At 70.1% G+C, this 25,124-nt stretch carries 23 protein-coding genes and 1 tRNA gene; 6 read left to right on the top strand and 18 right to left on the bottom strand.

What is annotated here, in order from left to right:
* Positions 1-27: 27 nt before the first annotated feature.
* Genes ACFWV8_RS30115 through ACFWV8_RS30105 form a run of 3 tightly spaced genes read right to left on the bottom strand, consistent with a single transcriptional unit; the run spans position 28 to position 1,336 of the window.
* Complete coding sequence (locus ACFWV8_RS30115; protein ID WP_384210931.1) at positions 28-498, bottom strand: hypothetical protein; 471 nt, start codon at positions 496-498, stop codon at positions 28-30.
* Positions 495-896: an ATP-binding protein gene (locus ACFWV8_RS30110; RefSeq protein WP_384210928.1), complete on the bottom strand. Its 402-nt coding sequence runs from the start codon at positions 894-896 to the stop codon at positions 495-497. Before ACFWV8_RS30110 ends, ACFWV8_RS30115 begins: the two co-directional genes overlap by 4 nt.
* A gap of 11 nt (positions 897-907) precedes the next feature.
* Positions 908-1,336, bottom strand: a complete 429-nt coding sequence (locus ACFWV8_RS30105; RefSeq protein ID WP_384210925.1) for a hypothetical protein — start codon at positions 1,334-1,336, stop codon at positions 908-910.
* 154 nt (positions 1,337-1,490) lie between these two features.
* Here ACFWV8_RS30105 and ACFWV8_RS30100 point away from each other — a divergent pair, with 154 nt between their 5' ends.
* The 3 genes from ACFWV8_RS30100 to ACFWV8_RS30090 are packed head-to-tail and all read left to right on the top strand — an operon-like array spanning position 1,491 to position 4,010.
* The gene (locus ACFWV8_RS30100; RefSeq protein ID WP_358911817.1) at positions 1,491-2,594 is read left to right on the top strand and encodes a hypothetical protein; all 1,104 of its coding nucleotides are present in this window, start codon (positions 1,491-1,493) and stop codon (positions 2,592-2,594) included.
* 14 nt (positions 2,595-2,608) lie between these two features.
* Positions 2,609-3,277, top strand: a complete 669-nt coding sequence (locus ACFWV8_RS30095) for a YdcF family protein (protein ID WP_384210921.1) — start codon at positions 2,609-2,611, stop codon at positions 3,275-3,277.
* 19 nt (positions 3,278-3,296) lie between these two features.
* Positions 3,297-4,010, top strand: coding sequence for a WbqC family protein (locus ACFWV8_RS30090; RefSeq protein ID WP_384210917.1), 714 nt, complete (start codon positions 3,297-3,299; stop codon positions 4,008-4,010).
* A gap of 148 nt (positions 4,011-4,158) precedes the next feature.
* On the opposite strand, the gene ACFWV8_RS30085 is transcribed toward ACFWV8_RS30090, so the two are convergent.
* Positions 4,159-6,177 (bottom strand): Shedu anti-phage system protein SduA domain-containing protein, encoded by a 2,019-nt coding sequence (locus tag ACFWV8_RS30085; protein ID WP_384210913.1) that lies wholly within the window; start codon positions 6,175-6,177, stop codon positions 4,159-4,161.
* A gap of 544 nt (positions 6,178-6,721) precedes the next feature.
* On the opposite strand from ACFWV8_RS30085, the gene ACFWV8_RS30080 reads away from it, so the two are divergent.
* Positions 6,722-7,342 (top strand): HAD domain-containing protein, encoded by a 621-nt coding sequence (locus ACFWV8_RS30080; RefSeq protein WP_384210910.1) that lies wholly within the window; start codon positions 6,722-6,724, stop codon positions 7,340-7,342.
* Here ACFWV8_RS30080 and ACFWV8_RS30075 read toward each other — a convergent pair.
* From ACFWV8_RS30075 to ACFWV8_RS30050, 6 genes are all read right to left on the bottom strand, one after another.
* Positions 7,272-8,054 (bottom strand): S16 family serine protease, encoded by a 783-nt coding sequence (locus ACFWV8_RS30075; RefSeq protein WP_384210907.1) that lies wholly within the window; start codon positions 8,052-8,054, stop codon positions 7,272-7,274. The genes ACFWV8_RS30080 and ACFWV8_RS30075 overlap by 71 nt on opposite strands.
* 80 nt (positions 8,055-8,134) lie before the next feature.
* Positions 8,135-8,776 carry a helix-turn-helix domain-containing protein gene (locus ACFWV8_RS30070; protein WP_329387122.1) on the bottom strand — a complete coding sequence of 214 codons (642 nt, stop codon included), beginning with the start codon at positions 8,774-8,776 and terminating at the stop codon, positions 8,135-8,137.
* Positions 8,777-9,152: 376 nt separating this feature from the next.
* A complete protein-coding gene (locus ACFWV8_RS30065) occupies positions 9,153-10,937 on the bottom strand; it encodes a DEAD/DEAH box helicase (RefSeq protein ID WP_384210904.1) in 1,785 nt (594 codons plus the stop codon).
* A 117-nt stretch (positions 10,938-11,054) separates the two neighbouring features.
* Positions 11,055-11,444, bottom strand: a complete 390-nt coding sequence (locus tag ACFWV8_RS30060; RefSeq protein ID WP_384210901.1) for a type II toxin-antitoxin system death-on-curing family toxin — start codon at positions 11,442-11,444, stop codon at positions 11,055-11,057.
* Complete coding sequence (locus tag ACFWV8_RS30055) at positions 11,441-11,641, bottom strand: ribbon-helix-helix protein, CopG family (RefSeq protein WP_384210898.1); 201 nt, start codon at positions 11,639-11,641, stop codon at positions 11,441-11,443. Before ACFWV8_RS30055 ends, ACFWV8_RS30060 begins: the two co-directional genes overlap by 4 nt.
* A 27-nt stretch (positions 11,642-11,668) precedes the next feature.
* Positions 11,669-13,132: an MFS transporter gene (locus tag ACFWV8_RS30050; protein ID WP_384210895.1), complete on the bottom strand. Its 1,464-nt coding sequence runs from the start codon at positions 13,130-13,132 to the stop codon at positions 11,669-11,671.
* A 168-nt stretch (positions 13,133-13,300) separates the two neighbouring features.
* Between ACFWV8_RS30050 and ACFWV8_RS30045 the strand changes: the two genes are divergently transcribed.
* Positions 13,301-13,372, top strand: a tRNA-Cys gene (locus ACFWV8_RS30045).
* Positions 13,373-13,416: 44 nt separating this feature from the next.
* Here ACFWV8_RS30045 and ACFWV8_RS30040 read toward each other — a convergent pair.
* From ACFWV8_RS30040 to ACFWV8_RS30015, 6 genes are all read right to left on the bottom strand, one after another.
* Entirely contained in the window at positions 13,417-15,726 is a 2,310-nt protein-coding gene (locus ACFWV8_RS30040; RefSeq protein WP_384210892.1) for a xanthine dehydrogenase family protein molybdopterin-binding subunit, read from the bottom strand.
* Positions 15,723-17,189, bottom strand: a complete 1,467-nt coding sequence (locus tag ACFWV8_RS30035) for a 2Fe-2S iron-sulfur cluster-binding protein (RefSeq protein ID WP_384210889.1) — start codon at positions 17,187-17,189, stop codon at positions 15,723-15,725. The genes ACFWV8_RS30040 and ACFWV8_RS30035 overlap by 4 nt, the downstream gene beginning before the upstream one ends.
* Entirely contained in the window at positions 17,186-18,082 is an 897-nt protein-coding gene (locus ACFWV8_RS30030) for an FAD binding domain-containing protein (RefSeq protein ID WP_329387109.1), read from the bottom strand. The genes ACFWV8_RS30035 and ACFWV8_RS30030 overlap by 4 nt, the downstream gene beginning before the upstream one ends.
* Positions 18,083-18,338: 256 nt before the next feature.
* The gene (locus tag ACFWV8_RS30025; RefSeq protein WP_384210884.1) at positions 18,339-19,985 is read right to left on the bottom strand and encodes a beta-N-acetylhexosaminidase; all 1,647 of its coding nucleotides are present in this window, start codon (positions 19,983-19,985) and stop codon (positions 18,339-18,341) included.
* Positions 19,986-20,268: 283 nt separating this feature from the next.
* Positions 20,269-20,571 (bottom strand): DUF3039 domain-containing protein, encoded by a 303-nt coding sequence (locus ACFWV8_RS30020; RefSeq protein ID WP_031231446.1) that lies wholly within the window; start codon positions 20,569-20,571, stop codon positions 20,269-20,271.
* An 88-nt stretch (positions 20,572-20,659) separates the two neighbouring features.
* Positions 20,660-21,220 carry a YqgE/AlgH family protein gene (locus ACFWV8_RS30015; protein ID WP_384210881.1) on the bottom strand — a complete coding sequence of 187 codons (561 nt, stop codon included), beginning with the start codon at positions 21,218-21,220 and terminating at the stop codon, positions 20,660-20,662.
* Between the two features lie 284 nt (positions 21,221-21,504).
* Here ACFWV8_RS30015 and murA point away from each other — a divergent pair, with 284 nt between their 5' ends.
* Complete coding sequence (gene murA / locus ACFWV8_RS30010; RefSeq protein ID WP_384210878.1) at positions 21,505-22,845, top strand: UDP-N-acetylglucosamine 1-carboxyvinyltransferase; 1,341 nt, start codon at positions 21,505-21,507, stop codon at positions 22,843-22,845.
* A 114-nt stretch (positions 22,846-22,959) separates the two neighbouring features.
* Here the strand turns inward: murA and ACFWV8_RS30005 are convergent, their stop codons facing one another.
* Together ACFWV8_RS30005 and ACFWV8_RS30000 are read right to left on the bottom strand one after the other, a co-directional pair.
* Positions 22,960-23,241 carry an HU family DNA-binding protein gene (locus ACFWV8_RS30005; RefSeq protein ID WP_003954777.1) on the bottom strand — a complete coding sequence of 94 codons (282 nt, stop codon included), beginning with the start codon at positions 23,239-23,241 and terminating at the stop codon, positions 22,960-22,962.
* A gap of 269 nt (positions 23,242-23,510) precedes the next feature.
* Positions 23,511-24,944 carry an NAD-dependent malic enzyme gene (locus tag ACFWV8_RS30000; protein ID WP_384210876.1) on the bottom strand — a complete coding sequence of 478 codons (1,434 nt, stop codon included), beginning with the start codon at positions 24,942-24,944 and terminating at the stop codon, positions 23,511-23,513.
* Positions 24,945-25,124 lie beyond the last annotated feature (180 nt).

Here is a 25,124-nt window from a genome sequence, read left to right as displayed (position 1 = left end):
CCGGGGGCCGTGCGAGGAGATGCGGGTTCAACGGGTGCGGGCGCGTCCGAACAGCAGCCGGTCGGCTACGAGCGCTGCATCCAGGTAGGCGTCGACCTTGGCGGCGTCAGCGGACTGCGGCAGGGGGTCCAGCCCAAGTAGGAGGATGGCCTCACCGCTGCGGGCGACCTGTTCGGTCCAGGACCGACGGGTGGGCAGCCGCAGCCGCTGGGAGGCGCCGGGGCGGCGCACCAGCACCTGGTCGCCGACGATCTGCAGGCAGCGCTCCAGCACCGGAACGACCTCCCGGGCGCCGACCAGGCCACCCAGGCTGGCGGACAGCCGCCGCATCCTGGCCTCGGCCGTCTCAGCGGTGCCCGAGCCGGTCAGGGCCGGGGTGTGGGTGATCAGGATGTGCGCGATCTCGCGGCCGTCCGGGCGGGTGCCGGGCCAGGTCCAGGCTGCGAGCGACACCAGCAGCCGCAGCTCAGGGCCGGGCGGAGTGAGCAGGACGCTCATGCTGTTGTGCCTCCCGTGGCCTTGAAGCAGGACCAGACGATCTTCCCGACCGGAGTGCGGTCCTCGACTCCCCAGCCGTCGGCGAGCGCGTTCACCAGGATCAGCCCGCGTCCGGAGGTGTCCGTGCCGGCGGCCTGCCGAGCTTCCGGGTGCTGGCGGCGGCTGTCGTGCACTTCCAGGCGTACGACATCCTCGTCGGCGTCGAGCTTGACCAGGAAGCCGTGTCCGGGGGCAGTCCCGTGGACCAGGGCGTTGGTGGCGAGTTCGGAAACGCAGAGCCGGACGTCCTCGGCGCGGTCCGGCAGACCCCAGTCGGCCAGGGCCTCAGAGGTGAAGGACCGCGCCTGGCCGACCGACTCGGGCCGCGCGTCGAAGAACTGCTGGGTCGTCTTGGTCATCACGGTGGTCCTCATGACTCGGCGTCCAGGACGCGGGTGGTGCCGGGGTGACGGCGGCGGACGGGACCGCTGCGGGAGATGGAGTGGTGGGCCGTGCGGGGCTTGCGGACCAGCAGCAGCCGCGAGCCGACCGCCTCGATCCGCCGCCCGCGTTCAGCGGCTATGGCCTTCGGCCCCAGGTGCGACATGGCCGGGGCGATGACGCCGTAGACGTCCGGCAGCGCGAGCACGTCCAGTAGCCCGGTGAACGCCGCTGAGGCGGGCCCGGCGGACGCGTCGCGGTCGGTGAAGACGCCGGACAACTGCAGTTCGTGGCTGCGGCAGTACTCGGTGAGCGAGGCGACCAGCGCGTCCTGCCGCGCTTGGGAGACCCGCACCAGCCGCAGGAAGCCGTAAACGACCGGGCCGCTGACCGGGCGATGCTCCGTGAGGGGTTCCATGCTCAGGACCGTCCCAAAGGCTCGACAAATGGTGACGCTCTGAGCGTGGCGTCCGGCCAACTCGCGGCCAATCACCGGCCGTTCTACTTCCGTTCCACTTCCGTCCCGCCGACTGCACGGATCTGCTTCGATGACCGGTGGAAGGGAGTGACGCGTGGCGACCGTGCACCACTGGACCGGCCTGGAGGCCAGGGCCCTGCGGCTCGCCCTGCGACTGAGCGTGCGGGCCTTCGCCCAGCAGCTCGGCCTGGCCGTCGCGACCGTGTCCAAGTGGGAGAGCAAGCTCGCCGACACCGAGCCCAGACCCGACACTCAGGCCATCCTCGACACCGCCCTCGGCCGCGCGGACGCCGCTGTCCACCTGCGGTTCGAAACGCTCCTGTCCGAGATGACCAGCCCGGTGCAGAACGCTGGCCGACGCCGCGTAACCGCCTCCGGCCCCAGAACCTGGGAATACGAGTCCTGGGCCGATGACCTCGACCGCGTCGTGGTCGCCCTGTCCCGGCAGAACTTCGCCTTCGCCGACAGCCTCCTCACCCGGTGGCTGGGCCGGTTCAAGGCCCCCGAGCTGGACGAGAAGGGCCTGTATCTCTTCGCCCGCTCCACCGCCCTGCTCGGCGACCTCAAGCGCGACCAGGGCGTTGTCCTGGGCCCGCTGTCCGCCCAGCACTCCTATGCCGGCGCTCGCGCGGTCTTCACCCAGCTCGACATCCCCCGCCGCGTCGCCCAGCTCGACCTGTCCCTCGCGGTCGTCACCGAGATGTCCGGGAAGCTGGAGATCGCGGCCCGCAACTACGAGACCCTCGCCGTCGATGACCGGCTCTCCCGCCGCGACCGGGCCCGCGCGAGGCTGTGGGTGGGGACCGCGCTGAGCAAGGACGGCCAGCACGACTATGCGACCCGCGTCATGCAGGTGGCGACCCGCGACTTCGAGGACCTCACCGAACCGGACGACTGGTCGGTGGCCCACCAAAAACTCGCCCTCGCCCGCCGCGGCGCCGGCGACCTTACCCAGGCCCTGCACTTCATCGACATCGCCCGCAGCAGCGGGACGCCCGACTCACCGATGCAACGCGTGCGACTGGACACCGCTCATGGCCACATCCTGCTCTCCGATGCGGCGACCCGGGATGATGGACACCTCGTCCTCGACCAGGCCGCCAAGGTGGCCGCGCAGTACGGACTTGTGCACCAACTGCGCAGTATCGAGGGCATCAAGGCCATGGGCGAGGGGCCGACCGGCCCCCGGCAACGGTGACCAGGGAGAAACGCGTGAGCAACGACCAGCAGGGCATCACCGCTGACCAGTGGCGCCAGGCCAAGCTGATCTGGAACTACCACCAGATGCAGCACGAGCTGCGGCCCGTCGACGTGGCGATCGGGTTGGGCAGCCACGACCTCGGCGTCGCAGCCCATGCCGCCGAGCTGTACCGCTCCGGGCTCTTCCCGACCCTGGTCTTCACCGGCGGCAACAGCCCCACCACCGCCAAGGTCTTCCCGCGTGGTGAGGCCGTCCACTTCGGCGAGCACGCCATCGACCTCGGCGTCCCCGCCGAGGCGATCCTGCTGGAACCGAACGCGGGCAACACCGGGCAGAACATCACCCTCTCGCGTGAGGTCCTCGTCGCCGCAGGCATCACCCCGGCGTCGGTGCTGCTGGTCTCCAAGCCCTATATGGAAAGGCGGTCGTTCGCGACCGCCCGCGAGCTGTGGCCCGACGTCGAGATCCTCTGCGCGTCGGAGCCGCTGGAGTTCGACGACTATCTGAAGTCCATCGGCGACGAGAAACTCGTCCTGGACATGCTCGTCGGCGACCTCCAGCGGGTCATCGAGTATCCAAAGCTCGGATTCGCCATCGAGCAGGAGGTCCCGGAGGACGTGCATGCAGCGTACGAGTCCCTCGTCCGCGGCGGCTTCACCAGCCGCCTCATCAACCCCTGACCTGCCCGAACCAGGCGGGTTGTGTGCCATCCACCAGCCGAATTTCCTGCCCCGGCTGACCACGCTGGCCAAGCTGTTCGCGGCGGACTACTGGATCGTCCTGGACAACGTGCAGTTCACCCGCCGCGACTACCAGCACCGAGCCCGCCTCGCGAACCTCCACGACCCCGCCGGTCAGCAGTGGCTTACCATCCCCACCCGCCTGCCGAGCGGACGGCCCACCCTCATCCGCGACGCCGTGATCGACGACTCGGACCTGGCCCGCCGCAGGACCGCGGGGATGCTGCGGCAACACTATGGGTCCAGCCCTCACTGGCCCGCCCTCGCCGAGGCCCTGGATCCGGTGCTGGATGCCTTCGACACCGGCAAGACCGCGAAGGTTGCCGAGACCTCCACCCGCGTCCTGCTGGACCTGCTGGGCTGGAAGGGCCAGGTCGTCACCAGCAGCCGTCTGCCAACCCGGCCGGGTCGCTCCGTCCGGCTCGCGGACCTTTCCGCGGCGACCGGCGCCCGCGCGTATCTGTGCGGGACCGGTGGCATGACCTATCTCGACCCCGCCCCGTTCACGGTTCAGAACATCGCCGTGGCCTCGTTCCGGCCGCCGACCACCGGCATCTGGTCCTCCGGCCGCCGCCTCAGTGCCCTGTGGGCCTTGGCCACCCTGGGCCCGGACGCCGTGGCAGCCCGCCTCCGGGCTCCGGCCCACCGCGACTGGCTCCAGACGGCAGCCTGAACGAGCCGCCCCCTCCTCGTGGAGGGGGACGTGCCACGGAACGTGGCCCTGACAAGATTTCCGTGAAGCCGGGATGAGCCCCCATGCGCCGGTAACACTCCGTCACGGGTAGCGGCAGTGTCGGCGAGCGCTCTGGCAGCGGTCCGCCTCAGTGATCCTCGACGATGAAGCAGGCCCGCTCGTAGAGTTCGTCGAACGTGATTACCTCGACATCCTGGATGGATGTCCGGTACAGCTCGAAGGAGCTCATCTTCTCCGGGTTCACATCGCCGTTGTGGGTGAACTCGCGCAGGCTCCCGATCACCACGACCTGTCGCGGGCGGGTGGTGGACAGTTCGGTGCCTGTCGGGGTGCCGTCTTCCTCGTAGATCCGGGTGAGGAATTCGCGGGAGATGTGCTGCTGGGCCTTGCTGGCGGTCTTCTGCACCTGCGCCACGCCGCCGCCCAGTTCTTTTGAGGCCTGGTAGACGCCTGCGCGGTACGGGGTCTTGGTGAGTAGCTCCGTGTCGTGGGTCTTGATTTCGCAGAAGAGTATGCTGCTGATCAGGCCCTTGGACCGCATGATGGCGTCGATGCGTTTCCCGGCTCCGCCGAATATGTCCGCACCGGTGGTGATGCGTTCCAGCTTGCCGTCGTCGATGGATTCGCAGGCGATGAGGTTGAGTCCGTAGCCGAAGATCCACTGGTTCGCCTCGAAGAAAGCCTGCCAGACCGCTTCCGGCCCGCGCGTCGTTGCCAGACTCTCCTCCTGCTGGAAATAGTCCGGATCGGTCAGTAGCCGCTCGAACTTCTGGAGCTGTTCTCTGCGGTTGCTGATCAGCCGGATGTCCTCCTCTGTGAGCCCGCCGCCGATGGCTGTCCTGACCGCACCGAGAACCGTCGTCCGGTCCTGGCCGGTCAGCAGCTGGGCCAGTTGGGCCTCGTCGCCGGCCACGAGCTGGAGGGAACTGCCGGGGGTGCTAAGGCCATTGCAGCCCTGGAGGAAGCTGATGACTTTCCAGAAGTTCTCGTGGACGTCCCCGGTGTCGACGAGCGCCTTGATGGCCCGGGTGGTCCCGGTCTCAGGCACTGTCTGCGTTGCGGAGACTTCCCCAGCCTTCTTCTTGTCCTTCTTCCAGAGCTTGATCCTCGGCGTGAAGGTGTCGCCCTTCTTGATGATGGTGACGCTGCACAGGGTCGCTACCTGCGGACGGTCGTCGAGGACGAAGTCGGTGATCATCCGGCTGGTGCGGGTGTCATAGAGGTAGTGGAACCCGCTGCTGTCCTGCGAACCGCGGATCTCCAGGTCGGTGAAGTCCCTGCGGGTGACATCGAACTCGGTGGTGGAGAAGGGGAGTCGGAGGCCTCGAACAGTGGGGGTGGCGGGCGCTGCGGCTTGGGTCCGCCAGTCCGGTGGGATGTTGGGCAGCGGGCGGGTGTCGCCTTCGACCACGAGGTCCTGGATGTCGATGCGCCCGAGCTGGATGAGCACGGACTGCAACGTCCGCCAGACCACCTCCTTCGCCTCCGGGGTGCAGGTGGGCAGAAGCTCGCGCTCCACCGTCAGGACCGCCTCATAGGTGGCATCCGTCCAATTGTCACCAGGTATGGGATGGAAGAAGCCGCCGTCACGGCGGAGGGTCAGGACCGCGGTGCGGAGCAGGTCGCGTGCGGTCTCCTCGCCAGCGCAGTCCAGGAGGGTGAAGGTCTGGCCGAGGACCAGGTCGAGCTTGCCCGTGTCCTCGTCCTCCAGCGGCAGCGGGACCAACGGGCCACTAGGCGGGACTCGTACCGGCTTATACAGAGGGCGGCCCGAGAGGCACTCGTGCGGACGCAGGCCCCATCCGTCCGGCGCCAGAAGCAAGTTCAGTTCTTCGACGTGCGTTATAGCCTCCTCGACGTCGGCCGCCACTTCAGGATGGACCATCCGTGCCAGAAAGGTGAGCAGTACCTCGTCCGGTCCGTGGGAGAGCTCCAAGCGGGGGTCCTCGAAGATCCAGTCGTCGGGCAGGTCTTGGTTGTTGAACCGGTGCTGCTGGATATCGGCGCGGACAGTCGGAAGCTGGCTGTTGCCGACTGGAGGTCGGTCCAGGTCGTAGAGGCCCTCCAGGAACGTGACCTCGTCCATTTCGCCCCACCAGGGGCGCGATATCCCGCGCAGGTACTTGAAGATGTCACGTCGTGTCACCGCCGTGATTGTCGGCGGCTCGTTCGCTCTGGCGGGATCGGTGGAAGTCATGTGTCCAGGATGGACGGTTAGGCAGTAGAGCGCCGGATAATTGGGACTTTCACCTCGTTGAACACGCTGCCACCCACACTCGCTCCACCCGCACCCCCTCCAGGTGTGGGGGCGCAATCCGTACGAGGTCGTCACCCTCGCCGACACTGCCGCTACCCGTGACGGAGTGTTACCGGCGCTCGGGAGCTCATCCCGGCTTCACGGAAATCTTGCCAGGGCCCCGAACGTCCCCAGTCGCGTACGACTTCCTCGTGCACCATCGCGTACCGATGCCTGTGCTCAGCTACATGATCCGAAGGGAGCTGAGCCGGGGCGGGCGACGGGCAAACGCCGCACGTTGCCAGCTGCGGCAGCCTGCTCCCGCAGCTGTTCGATCTCGCACGGACCGGCCTGCGCATCACCTCCGCACAGGAGTTGCGTCACCCACACCTCGACCGGTGGCCCACCACCCTCCTGATCACCGCCCGCAAACGCTGACCAACGGAGGCATCAAATGGCCCTGCCCTACCTGCTCCTGGACATCGACGGCGTCCTCATACCGTTCCCGGCAGCCGACGGCAGCACCCCGTCCACCCACATCCGCCACACCGTCCTGCCCACCGGCCGGCACCCCGACGACCCCGTCCCCATCTGGCTCGACCCGAGCCAGGGCGGCATTCTCACCGACCTCCTGACCAGCGGGCTCGTAACCCCCGTGTGGTGCACGAGCTGGCGCAAGGACGCCACCACGCTCATCGCCCCACTCCTGGGACTGCCGAACTTCCCGTACCTCGGCCTGCCTCGCCCCCAGATCAGCACCAGCCACCTCGACGGATACCTCTGGAAACGCGACCACGTCGACGCCTGGCTCGGCAGAGCTCCAATCGTCTGGATCGACGACGACTTCACCAGCCTCGACCACGGGTGGGCACAAGAGCGCACCGCCCGCGGGCTGCCCACTCTCCTCGTCCAGCCCGACCCGTACGTCGGTCTCCTTGCGGGCCACCTCACGGAAGTACGGAAATGGGCCGGAGGGGTGCGAGACGTGCGGGACGAATCCGCCGTCAGCAGTTCGGGACCTTGCCGCCCCGTTTCAGGGAGCGCAGGGACGACACCGTGTCCTTCAGGGTTCTGACCGGGATCAGGCGCATTCCGTCGGGGAGTTCGGAGCGGGCGTCCGTGCATTCCGCCTCCGGGACCAGGAAGACCGTCGCGCCGTCGCGGGCCGCCGCCTGGGTCTTGAGGGAGACGCCGCCCACCTCGCCCACCTCGCCGTCCGCGCTGATCGTGCCGGTGCCCGCGATGGAGCGGCCGCCCGTGAGGTCGCCGTCCAGCATGTCGACGATGCCGAGGGCGAACAGGAGGCCCGCGCTGGGGCCGCCGACATCGGCGAGGTGGAGGGTGACGTCGACCGAGTCCGGCTTACGGCCCAGCTGGGCGAGGGCCGCGTCGACCGCGACGTTCTGCGACTTCACCATCTCCTGGGTGTTGTGCCGCTCGATCTCCTTGTCGGACTGGCCCGCCGGGTAGACCGAGTTACGGGGCAGCACCGCGCGGTCGGTACGGATCCAGCCGTCGAGCACATCGCCGAAGTCGACGTCGGCGGACGGTCCCGTCGCCAGGATCGTCGTCATCCGCAGCTCACCCTCCGGCTCTCTGGTCTCCGCACCCTTGATCGAGATGACGGGATCGCCCCGGTAGTCCCCGAGCACATTCGCGGTCAGACCCGGCTGGGCCACCGCGTACGGCAGCGGGGCCACCCCGACGACGACGAGCAGCGCGACGACGGGGACCGCCGAGAGGGCGAGGGAGCGGGGGCGCGAGAGACCGGAGAGACGAGAAAGCACAGCGTCAATCTATCGGCCGGTCCGCCGCCCCGGTCCAGAGCCCGTCCCCGGAGCCCGTCCCGGGGCGCCCCGCGACCGCCTCAGCGCAGCGCGTCGGCCACCTCGCGCGCGGCGTCGACCACGCGCGGGCCCACCCGCTCCGGCACCGAGTCGGCGAGCATCACCACGCCCACGCTGCCCTCGATGCCGGTCACCCCGACGAGCGCGGCGGCGGCGCCGCTGGCGCCCGCCTCCAGTTCGCCGTGGGTCAGCGTGCACCGCGTCTCGGTGTACGAGCCCTGCCGCGCGGCCAGGATCGCCTTGCCCGCGGCGCCCCGGTCCAGCGGGTGCCGGAAGCCGGCGCGGTACGCCACGTGGTAGTCCGTCCACGTCGGCTCGACGACCGCGACGGCCAGCGCCTCGGCGCCGTCCACGAGGGTCAGGTGCGCGGTGGCACCGATGTCCTCGGCGAGCGCGCGCAGGGCGGGCAGCGCGGCTTCCCGTACGAGCGGATGCACCTGGCGGCCCAGGCGCAGCACCCCCAGGCCCACTCTGGCGCGTCCGCCCAGATCGCGGCGGACCAGCGCGTGCTGTTCGAGGGTGGCCAGGAGTCGGTAGACCACGGTGCGGTTGACGCCGAGTTTGTTGGACAACTCGGTGACGGTCAGCCCGTGGTCGGTGTCGGCGAGCAGTTTGAGGACGCGCAGTCCCCGGTCGAGCGTCTGGGAGGTCTCCGCGGTCACGACGCCCTCTCCTTCGGAGTTTCGGAGTGAGTGACGACGGCACTCTCACGGAGCCCGCGGCACCGGTCCCATCGGCGACACACGGAGAGAGGCCGCCGACAGGCCATGGCGCACCGGCCGCGCTCCGTGGCGGCGCTGCCACGGCGCGTATGTAATGACCGGACATTAGCGATCCGTACCGCTCAGCGGAAGACCTCGTCCAGAATCCGGTCATGAGAGGTCAGTTGGTCCCCGTTCGGGTCGGAACAGGCACCGAAAAGGGAATCGCTCTGACCAATCGCACGATTTCCCAGGAATGGACGCGCGTAGAAATGCCCCTCCGGACGCCGGAAAGACGTCTGAAGAGGCGGAAAATAAATTTCTGGCGCTCAGAAAATCAGCGCATTCGGGTCGCCCACTCCTGGACTTTTCTGATCCGCTCACGGAGCTGGCCCCCGGTCGCCTCCGCGCTGGGCGGCCCGCCGCACACGCGGCGCAGCTCCGTGTGGATCACCCCGTGCGGCTTCCCGCTCTGGTGGACGTACGCGCCGACCATCGTGTTGAGCTGCTTGCGCAGTTCGAGCAGCTCTTTGTGGGAGACCACCGGACGCCGGTCGGCCGGCAGCTCCAGCAGATCCGCCTCGGCGTCGGGCTTCTTGCGGCTGTGCGCGATCTGCCGGGCCTGCCGCTTCTGGAGCAGCATTTGGACCTGGTCTGGTTCGAGGAGGCCGGGGATACCGAGGTAGTCCTGCTCCTCCTCGCTGCCGGGGTGCGCCTGCATACCGAACTCGGCGCCGTCGTACAGCACCCGGTCGAAGACCGCGTCGGACTCCAGCGCCTCGAAGGGCAGCATGTCCTGTTCGCCGGTGTCCTCGTCGAGTTCGCGCTCGGCCTCCGCCATCTCCTTCTCGGACTCGGCGTACGGGTCGTCGTCGCCCTGCTTCTTCGGCTTGTCGAGGACGTGGTCGCGCTCGATCTCCATCTCGTTGGCGAAGCCGAGGAGGCCGGGGATGGTGGGCAGGAAGACCGACGCGGTCTCGCCGCGGCGCCGGGAGCGGACGAAACGGCCGACGGCCTGGGCGAAGAACAGGGGGGTGGAGATGGTGGTGGCGTACACGCCGACAGCGAGGCGCGGTACGTCGACGCCCTCCGACACCATGCGGACGGCGACCATCCAGCGCTCGTCGCCCGCGCTGAAGTCGTCGATACGCTGCGAGGCCGCGGCCTCGTCGGAGAGCACGACGGTCGCCTTCGTGCCCGTGATCTCGCGGATGAGCTTGGCGTAGGCGCGGGCCGCGTCCTGGTCGGTGGCGATGACCAGCGCGCCTGCGTCCGGGATCGACTTGCGTACCTCGGTGAGGCGCTGGTCCGCGGCGCGCAGCACGTTGGGCATCCAGTCGCCGCGCGGGTCGAGCGCGGTGCGCCAGGCCTGCGAGGTCGCGTCCTTGGTCATGGGCTCGCCGAGCTTGGCGGCGACCTCGTCACCGGCCTTGGTGCGCCAGCGCATGTTGCCGCTGTAGCTGAGGAAGATGACGGGGCGCACGACGCCGTCGCCGAGGGCGTTGCCGTAGCCGTACGTGTAGTCCGCGGAGGAGCGGCGGATGCCGTCGTCACCCTCCTCGTACGCGACGAACGGGATCGGGTTGGTGTCCGACCTGAAGGGCGTACCGGTCAGCGCGAGGCGCCTGGCGGCGGGCTCGAAGGCCTCAAGGCAGGCCTCGCCCCAGGACTTGGAGTCACCGGCGTGGTGGATCTCGTCGAGGATCACGAGGGTCTTGCGCTGCTCGCAGCGGTTGCGGTGGAGCATGGGGCGTACACCGACGCCCGCGTACGTCACGGCGACGCCGTGGTACTCCTTGCTGAGCGCCCCCGCGCTGTAGTCGGGGTCGAGCTTGATCCCTATCCGCGCGGCGGCGTCCGCCCACTGCTTCTTCAGATGCTCGGTCGGCGCGACGACGGTGATCTGCTGCACGACGTGGTGGTGCAGCAGCCAGGACGCGAGGGTCAGCGCGAAGGTGGTCTTCCCGGCGCCGGGGGTCGCGACGGCGAGGAAGTCACGCGGCTGCTCCTGGAGATAGCGCTCCAGCGCCTTCTCCTGCCAGGCGCGCAGCTTGTTGGCGGTGCCCCAGGGGGCACGGCCGGGGAAGGCGGGTGAGAGATGGTGGGAGGCGGTAGTAGTCACGGTCTCCGCTTCGCGGACGCTCGGGTGCGGGCTCGGATACGACAACCGGGCCACCCTACCGGCGGCCCGGCCCGTTCCTCGTACGAACGAGCCGGGTCCGCGCAGGTGCGACCCGGGTCACATCTGGGGCGCCAGCAGCTCCCGCAGGGCTTCCGATATAACCTTCACCTCGTCCGTCTCACCCGTCGCCACATCGATGACCAGGCGTTCCGCGGCGTCGATGTCCGGGCGTAGCTGGACGCCGTTCAGTGCCAGGAACGTGACGCACGACAGCCAGGCCGTGCGCTTGTTGCCATCGATCAGCGGGTGATTGATGGCCAGCGACTGGAGGAGAGCGGCTGCCTTGTCGATCAGATCGGGATACGCCTCCTCACCGAACATGGATGCGGACGGGCGGTGGGTCGCGGATTCGAGGAGCCCGACATCGCGGACCACGACCTGCATATCGCCGCAGGCATGTCCCGCGATCGCAAGGCCGTCCTCAGCGGACAGGTAGACGCACGTCACTTGAGCCGCTCCATGAGCTCGCCCCACTTGGCCGCCTGCTCCATGGCCGTCTTCTTGACCATGGCCTCATGCGCGGTCCTGGCCAGATAGTCGTCCACGGCACGGAGCAGTATGGCGTGCATGCTGGTGCCCTCCTGCTCCGCACGCTGCTTCAGTGCCTCGGTCTGGTCGTCACGAAGACGCAGGTTCGTAGCCATACCAGAACGGTACCAGAGTAGTACCGCTCACCGCGCCCGCACCCTCCCCGCCACCCACACCCCCGCCAGCGCCACCGCCGCCATCGGGAGGAAGACCGCCGCGAAAGCCGCCGGGTGGGAGGCGGCCGGTGTGGAGAGGTCGTGGGTGCCCACCGCTCCGCCGCCCAGGGCCGCGAAGGCCGCGCCGCCCGCCGAGAGCAGCAGGACGTTGGAGAGGCCGTCGGAGATCTGGAGCGCGGCGGAGTTCGTGCCCGCCTCCTCAGGAGGTGAGAGCTTCAGCAGCAGCACACTCGTGGACGCGATCACCGCGCCCATGCCGAGGCAGCCCACCGCCCACGCGGCGCCCACGATCCAGACCGGGACCGAGTCGATCAGGACACTGGGCGCGGCGGCTATCGCCGTGGCGACCAGCACCATGCCGCCCATCAGCAGCCGTTCGCGGTGCGGCTCCATGCGGGGGCGGGACTGGATGTACGAGCCGAGCGCCCACGTCGCGCCGCCGACGGCCAGCGAGAGACCCGCCAGCGTCGGGGACAGGCCCCGCTGGGTGACGAGCATCAGGGGCACGAAGCTCTCCGCCGCGATGAAGGAGCCCGCCGCGACGCCGCGCAGCAGGACGACCGACGGCATGCCGCGGGCCGCGCGGTAGGTGCCGCCCGGCAGCAGGCCGAGGACCGCGGGCACGATGAGGGCGGCGCCGGCCGCGCCGGGGAGCAGCGACCACCAGGTCAGGTCCTGGCCCGCGTACTGGAGCAGCCCCGCGCCGAGCGAGATCGCCAGCGCCAGCCGGATCCGGGGCCGGTCGAAGGCCGGTACGGGTCCCGAGGGGTCGGCGGGCCCGCTCGCCATCTGCCGTATCGCGGGCAGCGCCGTCGCCAGCGGCAGCACCACCAGCACCGGGATGCCGATGAACACCCAGCGCCAGCCGAGGTGTTCGGTGACCGTGCCGGAGGCGAGCGGTCCGACCACCGAGGGGATCACCCAACTCGCCGCGAAAGCCGCCATGATCGCGGGCCGCAGCCGCTCCGGATAGGCGCGGCTGACCACCACGTACAGCGCGACGATCACCAGCCCGCCACCGAGCCCCTGGACCGCCCGGCCCACGATGAACAGCCACATGGCGCCGGCCGTGCCGGAGAGCAGCAGTCCGGCCGCGAAGGCGCTGATCCCGGTGACCAGCGGCCGGAGCGGGCCGCTGCGGTCCGCCCACTGCCCGGAGAGCACCATCGCGAAGAGGCTGGTCGTGAAGTACGCGGAGAAGGCGAACGCGTACAGCGAGACGCCCCGCAACTCACGTGCGGCGACCGGCATCGCCGTACCGACCGCCGTCGCCTCGAAGGCGATCAGCAGGACGACGCAGATGATGCCGACGCTGAGCGCCCGGTGGGTCCTGCCGAGGATGCCGTCCTGACCGGTGTCGACGGGGGCGGAAGGGGCAGGTGGGGCGGCTTCGGCGGCGACGTCGGCGTCGCTCGGGTCCAGGGCGGTCACGGGCTCAGGGTAAGGGGCATGGCACCGGTTGGAACCTGTCGCTGGTCCCGGCGGTCTCGTCCCTTCGTCGTACGCCCATGAACGCCGTATGGCAGTCGTGTTGCGGGACGCGCCGTTCTCTTGAGGGGCGTGCGCCGGCCCGCTTACGGTCGGGTCACCGGTACGCACGGCCGTGTGCCCGAGTGGTTCAGGGGCTCGACTGCAAATCGAGTTACGTGGGTTCGATTCCCGCCACGGCCTCTTAAAGAAGTCCTTCGCACTCCCGAGCTCACACACTCGTGAGCTCACGCGCTCGCCGTCACCACCGCCGACTGCGGCCTGATCGGCAGCCTGTTGACCGGCCGCCCGGTCGCCGCCCGTACCGCCGCCGCGACCGCCGCCGGGGACGTCACGACCGGCACCGCACTCGCGGGCTTCGCCCCGAACGGGGCCACCACATCGCGCTCCTCGACCAGTTTGACGATGCGGATGTCCGCCGTGTCCAGGGCCGTCGGCAGCGCGTAGCCGGTGAGGTCGGGGCGGCGTACCAGACCCCGGGTCGTACGGAGGTTCTCCGTCAGGGCCGTACCGATGCCCTGCGTGACGCCCGCCTCGATACGGGTCGCGAGCTGCGCCGGGTTGAGGACCCGGCCGACATCCTGCGCGACCGCCATCTCCACGACGCGGATCGACCCCAGCTCGATGTCGACGTCCACGACCGCGCGGATCGCGCAGAACGCGAGCCCCACGAACGCGTCGCCCTGACCCGCCTCGTCCAGCGGCTCCGTGGGATGCGGACGGCACTGGGCCGTGGCCCACAGCTCCTTGCCGTCCATCGCCTCGGTGACGGTGGTCGACAGCACCCCGTCGTAGGAGGTGATCTTGCCGTCGGTGATCTGGAGCAGCTCCGTCGACATGCCGAACTGGTGTGCCAGCGGCTGGAGCAGCTGCGTACGGACCATCTTCGCCGCCCGCTCGACCGCGCCGCCCGAGACCCAGGTGTGCCGGCCGTGCGTGGCGGGGCCCGCAGGGGGCTGGTCGGTGTCGACCGACGCGACGTGCACCTCCTCGATGCCGAGCGTCTCCTGGACGATCTGGCGGGCGAGCGTGGAGAAGCCCTGGCCGGTCTCGACGGCCGCGCAGATGACCGTGGCGACACCGTCGTGCACCTTGACCGTCGCGGTGGAGACCTCGTCCGCGCCCTCGGCCCCCAGCATGTGGACCATGCCGAGCGCGTAGCCGACACCGCGGCGTACGGCGCCGGGCTCGCCCGCGCCCTCCGGCCCGCCCGGCAGCAGCCAGGACGACTCGGGGACATCCTTGGGAAGCGTGGGGAGCGGGAAGTCCCGTACGGCGCGCAGCAGTTCGGCGACGGGCGCCGGGCAGGTCACGGTCTGCCCGGTGGGCAGGATGTCGCCGGTCGCCAGCGCGTTGCGCAGGCGCAGTTCGGCCGGGTCGATGCCGAGCTTGGTGGCCAGCTTGTCCATCTGGCCCTCGTACGCGGCGCAGACCTGCATCGCGCCCTCGCCCCTGACATGGCCGGAGGGCGGGTTGTTGGTGCGTACGGCCCAGCCTTCGATGAAGGCGTGCGGGACGATGTACGGCCCGCAGGCGAACGCCACGGCCGCCGCGAGGGATTCGGACGAGGCGTCGGCGTACGCGCCCGCGTCGAGCAGGATCTGCGCCTCGACCTTGACCAGCCGGCCCTCGCTGTCGGCGTGGTGGCGGTAGCGCAGCAGCGTCGGGTGCCGGTGGGCGTGGCCGAGGAAGGACTCCTCGCGGGTCGCGGCCAGCTTCACGGGGCAGCCGGTCCGCAGCGCCAGCAGGCCGAGCGGGATCTGGAAGCCGGGGTCCTCGCGGTCGCCGGTGGCGCCGGGGACGCCGGTGACGACGACCTTCACCTGGTCGGGTTCGAGGCCGAAGCAGGCGGCGGCCAGATCGCGGTCGGTGTGCGGGTCGGTGGAGCCGGTGTAGATCTCCACGCCGCCGTCGGGGCGCGGTACGGCGAGTCCGGCCTCGGCGCCAATGGGGGCCGGGTCCTGGCGGCCGATGCGGTACAGGCCCTCGACGACCACCTCGCCCATGAGGTCGGGGTCGCCGTAGCGCAGCGGGATGTGGCGGATGAGATTGCCGTCGGGGTGCAGCGGCTCGGCCTCGAAGGCCTTCTCCGGATCGGTGACCGGGTCGAGGACCTCGTACTCGACGGCGATGGCGGCGGCGGCCAGCCTGGCGGCGTCGGGGTGGTCGGCCGCGACGGCGGCGATGGCCTCGCCGTGGTGGCGTACGACGTCGGAGGCGAAGACGGGTCGGTCGGCGACGAGCCGTCCGTAGGAGGTGTCGCCGAGCACATCGAGATGGGTCACCACGGCCCGTACGCCGGGCATTTCGGCGGCGGCGGACGTGTCGATCGACAGGATGCGCGCGTGCGGGTGCGGTGAGCGCAGCAGCGCCGCCCAGAGCAGGCCCTCGGCCCAGAGGTCGGCGGCGTACGGGAACGTGCCCTCGGTCTTGGCGCGGGCGTCGGCCGGTGGGAGTGAAGCGCCGAGACCCAGCGCGGGCGGCTCCTGCTGGGGGCCGTCGAGCGTCTTGGTCTCGGTGGCCGCGTCGTTGCTCACGCCATGCCTCCGTCGTGCGCGTCGAGAGGTGCGGGGTGGGCGCCGCCGGCGCCCGGTGGTGCCTGGTGCGGAATGCGGGCTTCGTCGGCGGCGTCGGCGCTCGCCGCGCGTTCGGCGACGACCTCGGCGACGGCGTCGAGCACGCCCCGGTACCCGGAGCAGCGGCAGAGGTTGCCGCACAGCGCCTGGCGGGTCTCCAGCTCGCTGGGGTCGTGGTTGCCTTCGAGGAGGTCGTGGACGGTCATGGCCATGCCGGGGATGCAGAAACCGCACTGCACGGCCCCGCAGTTGGCCAGCGCGCGCTGGACGTCGGACGGTTCGCCGTCGGAGGCCAGACCCTCGACCGTGCGGACCTCGGAGCCGGCCGCCGTGGCGGCGGGAACGAGGCAGGAGGCGACCAGCCGGCCGTCGACCTGGACGTTGCAGGCGCCGCACTCGCCCTGCGAGCAGCCGTCCTTGGCGCCGGCGAGGCCGAGGCGCTCACGCAGGACGTAGAGCAGGGACTCGCCGATCCAGGCGTCGGTGACGGGGCGGTCGCCGCCGTTGACGCGCAGGACGTAGGAGTTGGCGGGGTGTTCGGCGCTGTCGTTGCTGCTGGTGAGGGGGGCGGGCTCGGGTTCTGGCTCGGGGGCCTGTTCGGGGTCGGCGGCAGGCTCGGGCGCGGGCTCGGGCGCGAGTTCCGCTTCCGGCTCCGTCACGGCTTCCGCCAGAGCTTCCGTTACGGCTTCCGCCTCGGCGCCGGTGAGCGGCTCGGCGGACTCGGACTCGCCGTCCGTCTCCGGGTGCGGCAGCCCCGGCTCGTCCGCGGGCGGCTCGGGCGACTGTTCGGCCGCGGGCTCCGGAACCGGTTCCGGTTCGGGGGCCCACGGAGCGCGCGCGCCGCCCGGGAGGGTGGCCGGCGGCGCGCCGCCCGACCACTGCGATGTAGTGGGCATCGACGTGGTGAACTCGCCCGATTCATCGGGAAGCTCCTCACCGATGACCGGGATCACCCACTGGCCGTTGGGCTGTGAAGGAGCCTGCGGCGCCTGCTCCGTACGAGAGTCGGCGGCGTCCGCGCCGGCGTAGGACCACTGCCCGGTCGCCTGCGGATCGTGCGGCACGCCCGGCCCGGCGGCCTGCTCGGCGCCGTACGCCTGCGGGTGCCCCTGCCCCTGCCCCTGCCCGTAGCCGTACGGATCGGGCTGCGCCTGCGGCGTCTGCGCCGCCCACTGCCCGGCGGCCCCGTCCGGCTGCCGCTGGTCGATCGCCGGAGGGACGTACCCGTGCCCGGGGGCCGCGAGCGGCGCGTCCGCCCCGGCCGAGTGTGTGGGCGGCAGTTGGACGAAGGCGGTCGCCTCCGCGTCGTACTCGCCGGTCTGTGCGATCGGCTGCCACGCGCCGCGCCCCTGCGGGTGCCCGTGCGCAGGGTCCTGTCGACGCCCCTCCGGAGTCCCGGAGTTCTCGTTCTCGTCGGTGGTCACGGCAGCGCCCTCCCCAGTGCTCGTCGAGCCAGAGTGGCGACGGTACGCCTCAGATGCAGTACGGCCGGCGGCAGGGCGGGCGGTTCGCTCCCGTCCGCCGCCGGAGCCGGATCGGGGATGCAAGCCGCGGCGACGTACTCCCCGAAGGCGGTCAGCGCCTCGGGCGCCAGCCCGCGGTCCGCGTCCCAGTCGATCAGCGAGGCGATCCAGCGCTCGGCCTCCAGCGGGCGCAGCGGCATCGGCGCGATGGCGCCGACCGCGCAGCGCACGCCCCGGCGCGCCGGGTCGAGCACAACGGCGACGGACGCGGTGGCGCGGCCGGGGCCGGTGCGGCCGGTCGCCTTGAGGTAGACCTGCGGGGCGTGCAGCAGCGGGACCCGTACGAAACCGATGAGTTCGGCGGGCGCCAGCATCTCGCGGCCGGCCAGCAGATGCGCTACGGGGATCTCGCGGCGTGCGCCGCCGGGGCCCGCCACGACGAGGTCCGCCTCCAGGGCGGCCAGCACGGGCAGCGAGTCGCCGGTGGGCGCGGCGGTGGCGATGTTCCCGCCGAGCGTGCCTGCGTTACGGATCTGGGGCGGCCCGGCGGCGCGCGAGGACGCGGCCAGCGCGGGGATGAGCGCGGCGAAGTCGGGCCGTCCCATCCGCGCGTGGGTGAGTCCGGCGCCCAGCAGGGCGTGTCCGTCCTGGTAGTGCCAGCCGCGCAGTTCGCTGATCCGGCCGAGGCCGACCAGGCCCGCCGGTCTGAGCAGGCCCTTGTTCACAGCGGCCATCAGATCGGTTCCACCCGCGACGGGCACGGCGGCAGGCATGGCGCTCAGCGCCGCCACGGCCTCGTCGAGCGAGGCCGGCAGCGTCACGGACTGCGCCGTCTGCGGTGCGTGCGTGGTCAACCCAGCTGCCCCTTCCCGGTGTCCCGGCCGTCCGTCTGTGTTGGCCGTACCGTACGTGCTCACAGGCCGGACGAAGCAACTCTGGCACATCTTCCGGGCCTACCGGTCCGAGGGTCCATGAAGGACGTATCCGCCCCCGAACGAGGAGAAGGTCCGTTTTCACGCCCGTTCACCGGCACATACGGAATGCCATCATTCGACGCTCCATGTACGACTTATTCGCACGCGGAGCCCGGGGAGCCCGGTCGGAAAGGGGTCACACGTTCGGGGGCGCCCCCTCGATCGGACGTCCGAGAACGGTCGAGTCCCCGTTCGGTCCCGGGCGCTTGTGCCAGGGCAACGGGCCCCCGGGCGGCCGGTAATCGACCCCGAGCGCGTCAAGGCGCTTGTAGTGCACGGTCATTCGCCGTTCGAAGTCCTTGAAGTCGCGGTCCCCGGACGCGGGCAGGGGGGACCAGGCGACCTCGGCGAAGGCGCAGAGGCGGGGGAAGAGCTGGTAGTCGACGCGGGAACGGTCCTGCATCACCTCGGTCCACACATTGGCCTGGGTGCCGATGACATGGGCCGCGTCGGCGCCGGTGAGCTCCGCCGGTACGGGCTCGAAGCGGTAGACGTCCTCAAGTGTGCGGACGTATCCGATGGGCATCGGCTCGTCCTTGCCGGCCGCCTGACGGTGGTCCAAGTACACATGCTGCTCGGGGCACATGACCACGTCGTGGCCGGCCTTGGCCGCCGCGATCCCGCCGCCGTAACCGCGCCAGGAGGAGACGGCGGCGCCGGGCGCCAGCCCGCCCTCCAGGATCTCGTCCCAGCCGATCAGACGCCGGCCGCGCGCGGAGAGCCAGCCGTCGAAGTGCCGGATGAACCAGGACTGGAGCTCGTCCTCGTCGGCCAGGCCCAGTTCACGGATCCGCTCCTGGGCGGCGGGCGACTGCTTCCACTGGTCCTTGCGGCACTCGTCGCCGCCGATGTGGATGAACGGCGAGGTGGCGGCGGGGAAGAGCTCCAGCAACTCCTCGAAGACGCCCTCGAAGAAGCGCAGAGTGTTGTCGCTGGGGGCGAGCACGTTCGGGTTGATGCCCCAGGTGTCCCAGACCTCCAGCGCCGAGGTGTCGACGACGTCGGTGTTGCCCAGCTCCGGGTACGCGGCGATGGCGGCCTGCGAGTGGCCGGGGATGTCGATCTCGGGGACGACGGAGATGTGCCGTTCGGCGGCGTACGCGACGATCTCGCGGATGTCGTCCTGGGTGTAGAAACCGCCGTGCGGCTTCTCGTCCCACAGGTCCGAGAACCGGTGGCCGTACTTGGTCCTGGACCGCCACGCGCCGACCTCGGTCAGCCTCGGGTGGCGCTTGATCTGGACGCGCCAGCCCTGGTCGTCGGTGAGATGGAAGTGGAAGACGTTGAGTTTGTGCGCGGCCATCAGGTCCAGGAGGCGCAGGACGCCGTCCTTGGGCATGAAGTGCCGTGCCACGTCGAGCATGACGCCGCGCCAGCCGAAGCGGGGCTGGTCCTCGATGACCTGACGGGGGATCTCCTGCCGTACGCCGGGCGACAGGGGTGCGCGGCGGAAGGCCTTGGGACCCAGGAGCTGACGGAGCGTCTGGGCGCCCCAGAAGACACCGGCCGCGCTGCCGCCGTGTATCTCGGCGCCCCACTCGGCGGTGATGTCCAGCCGGTACGCCTCGGGGGCCAGGGACTCGTCGATGCGCAGCGAGACGGCGTTGCTGCCGCCCGCGGGGCCGGGGGTCAGCGGCAGCCCCAGCGCCGCCCCGACGGTGGCGCGCAGCCAGCGCTCGGTGGTCTCGGTCCCGGGCGCCGCCCAGAGGGTGGTGGCCGAGTCGGGGACGAAGCCACCGCTCTGCGGGCCTTCGACATTGACAGGCGCCGGGATCAGGTCCATCACGTCAGTCCTCAGTCCTCGTTCGGCTGGCATATGCCGGAGTCAATGGGTCGTTGGAGCGTGCACGTGGACACTAGGCCCGCCCCTGAGGAACGGACAAGTGGTCTCAACCATTCGGTGATCAGGCACAAGTGAGCGTGAGCGGGCACGTCTGTGCGCCCTGTCCGTCGCGCCCCTCAGACCTACCCGCTCACACGCCCGCCGACGCGAACGGCTCCGGGGCGCACAAGTGCGCGCCCCGGAGCCGTCCGGTGCTCCGTCAAGAACGAAAGGGTCAATACACCTAGCTCTTGCCCTTGCCGCTCTTGTCCTTGCCGCCCTTGTCCTTGTCCCCGCCGGGGCCCATGGACTCGTAGATCTCCTTGCACATCGGACAGACCGGGTACTTCTTGGGGTCGCGCCCCGGCACCCAGACCTTTCCGCACAGTGCCACCACGGGAGTGCCGTCGAGGGCACTCGCCATGATCTTGTCCTTCTGGACGTAGTGGGCGAAGCGCTCGTGGTCGCCGTCGCCGTGCGACACCTTCGGTGTCGGCTCCACGAGGGTGCCCGTACCTGCGCCGCGCTCGGGCTCAAGAGTGCTCATAACCGCCAAGGGTACCCACGCCGGCGGCATCCTGAAGGCTTCGGGCCCGGAGGGTGTCCTGTGGATCTTGTCGGCCGCGCGCGGCGCGTCAGTTGAGCGAGGGGTCGTCGGGATAGGTGGCCACCATGGCCAGTTCGCTGCGCTGTCTGCGCAGCACCGCGCGCCACAGGCTCTCCGGTCGCGGCGAGGACACGTCGCCGGGCTCCGACTCGACCACGTACCAGGCGCCTTCGCCCAGCTCGTCCTCCAGCTGGCCCGGCCCCCAGCCCGCGTACCCGGCGAAGATCCGCAGGGAGCCGAGGGCCCGCGCGAGCAGTTCGGGCGGCGTCTCCAGATCGACCAGGCCGATCGCGCCGTGCACCCGCCGCCAGCCGAGGGGCCCTTCGTCGCCGGGGATGACCGCGAGGCCGAGCGCCGAGTCGAGGGAGACCGGTCCGCCCTGGAAGACGACACCGGGGTCGCCGGCCAGCCCGCCCCAGGACTCCAGGATGTCCCCGACGTCCACGGGCGTGGGCCGGTTGAGGACCACGCCGAGCGACCCCTCCTCGTCATGGTCGAGCAGGAGCACCACCGCGCGGTCGAAGTTCGGATCCGCCAGGGCCGGAGTCGCGACGAGCAGCCGGCCTGTGAGCGAGGACACCTCGGTCATGCGAGACATGATCCCGCACATTCGCCCTCCGCGGGGGCCGCGCGGCAGAGTGCGCGTGATCGCAGCTCAGGCGCACGGCGGCACGGGGAGCGCAGGGGAACCGCCGCGCGGCGGAGCGGCGTGGACACGGAGAGAAAGGTGACTCTCGGCAAGGGTGGGCGGACGGAAAGTGTTCTGCCGTCTTCTCTACGGCTCCAGGACGTGCGATGCCCTGCGGAACAGGGGTGCGAGCCCCTTACTCTTTTGCTTTGGCCCCTGTCCGACGACACCGGAACGCGAGATTCATGACCGGCACAGCTGATGTAATGCTCGTCCACGGCGGAACCCCGCTGGAGGGTGAGATCCGTGTCCGAGGCGCGAAGAACCTGGTGCCGAAGGCCATGGTCGCCGCCCTTCTCGGCAGCGGGCCGAGCAGACTGCGCAATGTGCCCGACATCCGTGACGTACGGGTCGTCAGGGGACTGCTCCAGCTGCACGGCGTGACGGTGCGCCCCGGTGAGGAGCCGGGTGAGCTGATCCTCGACCCGTCGCACGTCGAGAGCGCCAACGTCGCGGACATCGACGCCCACGCGGGCTCATCCCGCATCCCGATCCTGTTCTGCGGCCCGCTGCTGCACCGTCTCGGCCACGCCTTCATCCCGGGTCTCGGCGGCTGCGACATCGGCGGCCGGCCCATCGACTTCCACTTCGAGGTGCTGCGCCAGTTCGGCGCGACGATCGAGAAGCGCGCGGACGGGCAGTATCTGGAGGCCCCGCAGCGGCTGCGCGGGACGAAGATCCGCCTGCCGTACCCCTCGGTCGGTTCGACGGAGCAGGTGCTGCTGACGGCTGTTCTGGCCGAGGGCGTCACCGAGTTGTCGAACGCCGCGGTGGAGCCGGAGATCGAGGACCTGATCTGCGTGCTCCAGAAGATGGGCGCGATCATCTCGATGGACACCGACCGGACGATCCGGATCACCGGTGTCGACAAGCTCGGCGGCTACAACCACCGCGCGCTGCCGGACCGGCTGGAGGCCGCGTCGTGGGCGTCGGCCGCGCTGGCGACCGAGGGCAACATCTACGTACGCGGCGCGCAGCAGCGGTCGATGATGACCTTCCTGAACACCTACCGCAAGGTCGGCGGGGCCTTCGAGATCGACGACAAGGGCATCCGCTTCTGGCACCCGGGCGGCCCGCTCAACGCGATCGCCCTGGAGACCGACGTACACCCCGGTTTCCAGACCGACTGGCAGCAGCCGCTGGTGGTGGCGCTGACGCAGGCGGCGGGCCTGTCCATCGTCCACGAGACGGTGTACGAGTCGCGGCTCGGCTTCACCTCCGCGCTCAACCAGATGGGCGCGCACATCCAGTTGTACCGGGAGTGCCTGGGCGGCTCGGACTGCCGCTTCGGCCAGCGCAACTTCCTGCACTCCGCGGTCGTGTCGGGCCCCACGAAGCTCCAGGGCGCCGACCTGGTCATCCCCGACCTGCGGGGCGGTTTCTCGTATCTGATCGCGGCGCTGGCGGCGCAGGGCACCTCACGGGTGCACGGCATCGACCTGATCAACCGCGGCTACGAGAACTTCATGGAGAAGCTGGTGGAGCTCGGCGCGAAGGTCGAACTCCCGGGCGGCTCCGTCGTCTGACGCCTCGTCCGCCGGCACCTCGTCCGCCGGCACCTCGTCCGCCGGCACCTCGTTCTCGAACGCGAAGGGCGGTCACCCCGACCGGGGTGACCGCCCTTGTGCTCTGACTGAGGGTTACTTGCCCTTGGCGGCTTCCTTGAGCTTGGAGCCCGCGGAGACCTTGACGCTGTAACCGGCCGGGATCTGGATCGGGTCGCCGGTCTGCGGGTTACGAGCGGTGCGAGCGGCCCGGTGGGTGCGCTCGAAGGTCAGGAAGCCGGGGATGGTGACCTTCTCGTCGCCCTTGGCGACGATCTCGCCGACCGTCTCGGCGAGGGCGGCCAGCACGGCGTCGGCATCCTTACGAGTCACCTCGGCGCGGTCGGCCAGGGCGGCCACCAGCTCACTGCGGTTCATGTTGTTACTCCCGTGTTCTTCTTGCGTGTGAGGCGTGAGATCGAAGCCGATGCTGCCAGGACCCTCTGACAGTCCCGTCGAGCGGGTCTGTTTTTCAGGTCTTCGCGCCCCAGTGGGGTATCCCCTGGACATAGTCCTTGAGAAAGCATCCTGCCCCCACCAGCGGCGGGAAAGCCAATCCGGCCCTGAAACCCCCTTGGAGCAGCGGGCTCATGGTCCGTCACCCTAGAGGTGGCTTCACGGTGCCGCGAATCGCGACGCGCCGGGCGTCAGACGGACGTGGCGCCTGTCACAACCGCGCCGGCGGCCTTGGCGGCACTGCGTACGGCGCCCGCTACCGCACCCGCGACCTTGTCGTTGAAGACCGAGGGAACGATGTAGTTGGGGTTGAGTTCGTCACCCGTGACGACGTCCGCGAGGGCCGCCGCGGCGGCGAGCATCATCTCCGTGTTGACGGTGCGTGACTGGGCGTCCAGGAGGCCCCGGAAGACACCGGGGAAGACCAGGACGTTGTTGATCTGGTTGGGGAAGTCGGAGCGGCCGGTGGCCACAACTGCCGCTGTCTCACGGGCGATTGCCGGGTCGACCTCGGGGTCGGGATTGGCCAGTGCGAAGACGATCGCGCCGTCCGCCATGGCCGCGACGTCCTCGCCGTTCAGGACGTTCGGGGCGGACACGCCGATGAACACGTCGGCGTCGACCACGGCCTCCTTGAGAGTGCCGGTGACACCCTCCGGGTTGGTGTTGTCGGCGATCCAGCGCAGGGGCGATTCGGCCGCCGCGGAGACCAGGTCGGCGCGGTCGGCGTGCACGACCCCATGGATGTCGGCGACGACCGTGTGCTTGACACCGGCGGCGATAAGAAGTTTCAGAATCGCTGTACCGGCGGCACCCGCACCGGACATGACGACCCGTACGTCACCGATCTCCTTGCCGACCACGCGCAGGGCGTTGGTCAGCGCGGCGAGCACCACGATGGCCGTGCCGTGCTGGTCGTCGTGGAAGACCGGGATGTCCAGGGCCTCGCGCAGCCGTGCTTCGATCTCGAAGCAGCGGGGTGCGGAGATGTCCTCCAGATTGATTCCGGCGAAGCCCGGCGCGATGGCCTTGACGATTTCGACGATGGCATCGGTGTCCTGGGTGTCCAGGCAGAGCGGCCAGGCGTCGATCCCGGCGAAGCGCTTGAAGAGGGCCGCCTTGCCCTCCATGACGGGCAGCGCGGCCTTCGGGCCGATGTTGCCGAGGCCCAGCACCGCGGAGCCGTCGGTGACGACCGCGACGGAGTTGCGCTTGATGGTGAGCCGGCGGGCGTCCTCGGGGTTCTCGGCGATGGCCATGCAGACCCGTGCCACACCCGGCGTGTAGACCATGGAGAGGTCGTCACGGTTGCGGATGGGGTGCTTGGACTGCATCTCGATCTTGCCGCCGAGGTGCATCAGGAACGTACGGTCGGAGACCTTGCCGAGGATGACACCCTCGATGCCCCGCAGTTCCTCGACGATCTCGTCCGCGTGGCTGGTGGAGCTGGCGGCGATCGTGACGTCGATCCGCAGCTTCTCGTGTCCGGACGCGGTGACGTCCAGACCGGTCACCGAGCCGCCGGAGGATTCCACGGCCGTGGTCAGCTGGGACACCGCGGTACCGCTCGCGGGTACTTCCAGCCGGACCGTCATCGAGTACGAGACGCTTGGCGCCGTTGCCATGACCGTGTTCCTCTGCTTTCCCTGGCTTCACTTGCCGCACCGCCTCGCCCCTGGGGTCCGGCGGAACTTTCCGATCGTCGCACCTACCTGCTGGTAGGCGGTAACGGGGGTCTGGCCGGGAAATCAGGAGCGGGTCCGCGTCAGTGTGTGACGCGGAACCGCTCCTGTGAAGACGTAAAC

This window comes from Streptomyces sp. NPDC058665 (genome assembly GCF_042714995.1).
In the GTDB taxonomy this organism is placed as follows: Bacteria; Actinomycetota; Actinomycetes; order Streptomycetales; family Streptomycetaceae; genus Streptomyces.
Note: the sequence above shows the minus strand (reverse complement) of the source record. Positions and strands in the feature narration are given on the sequence as shown.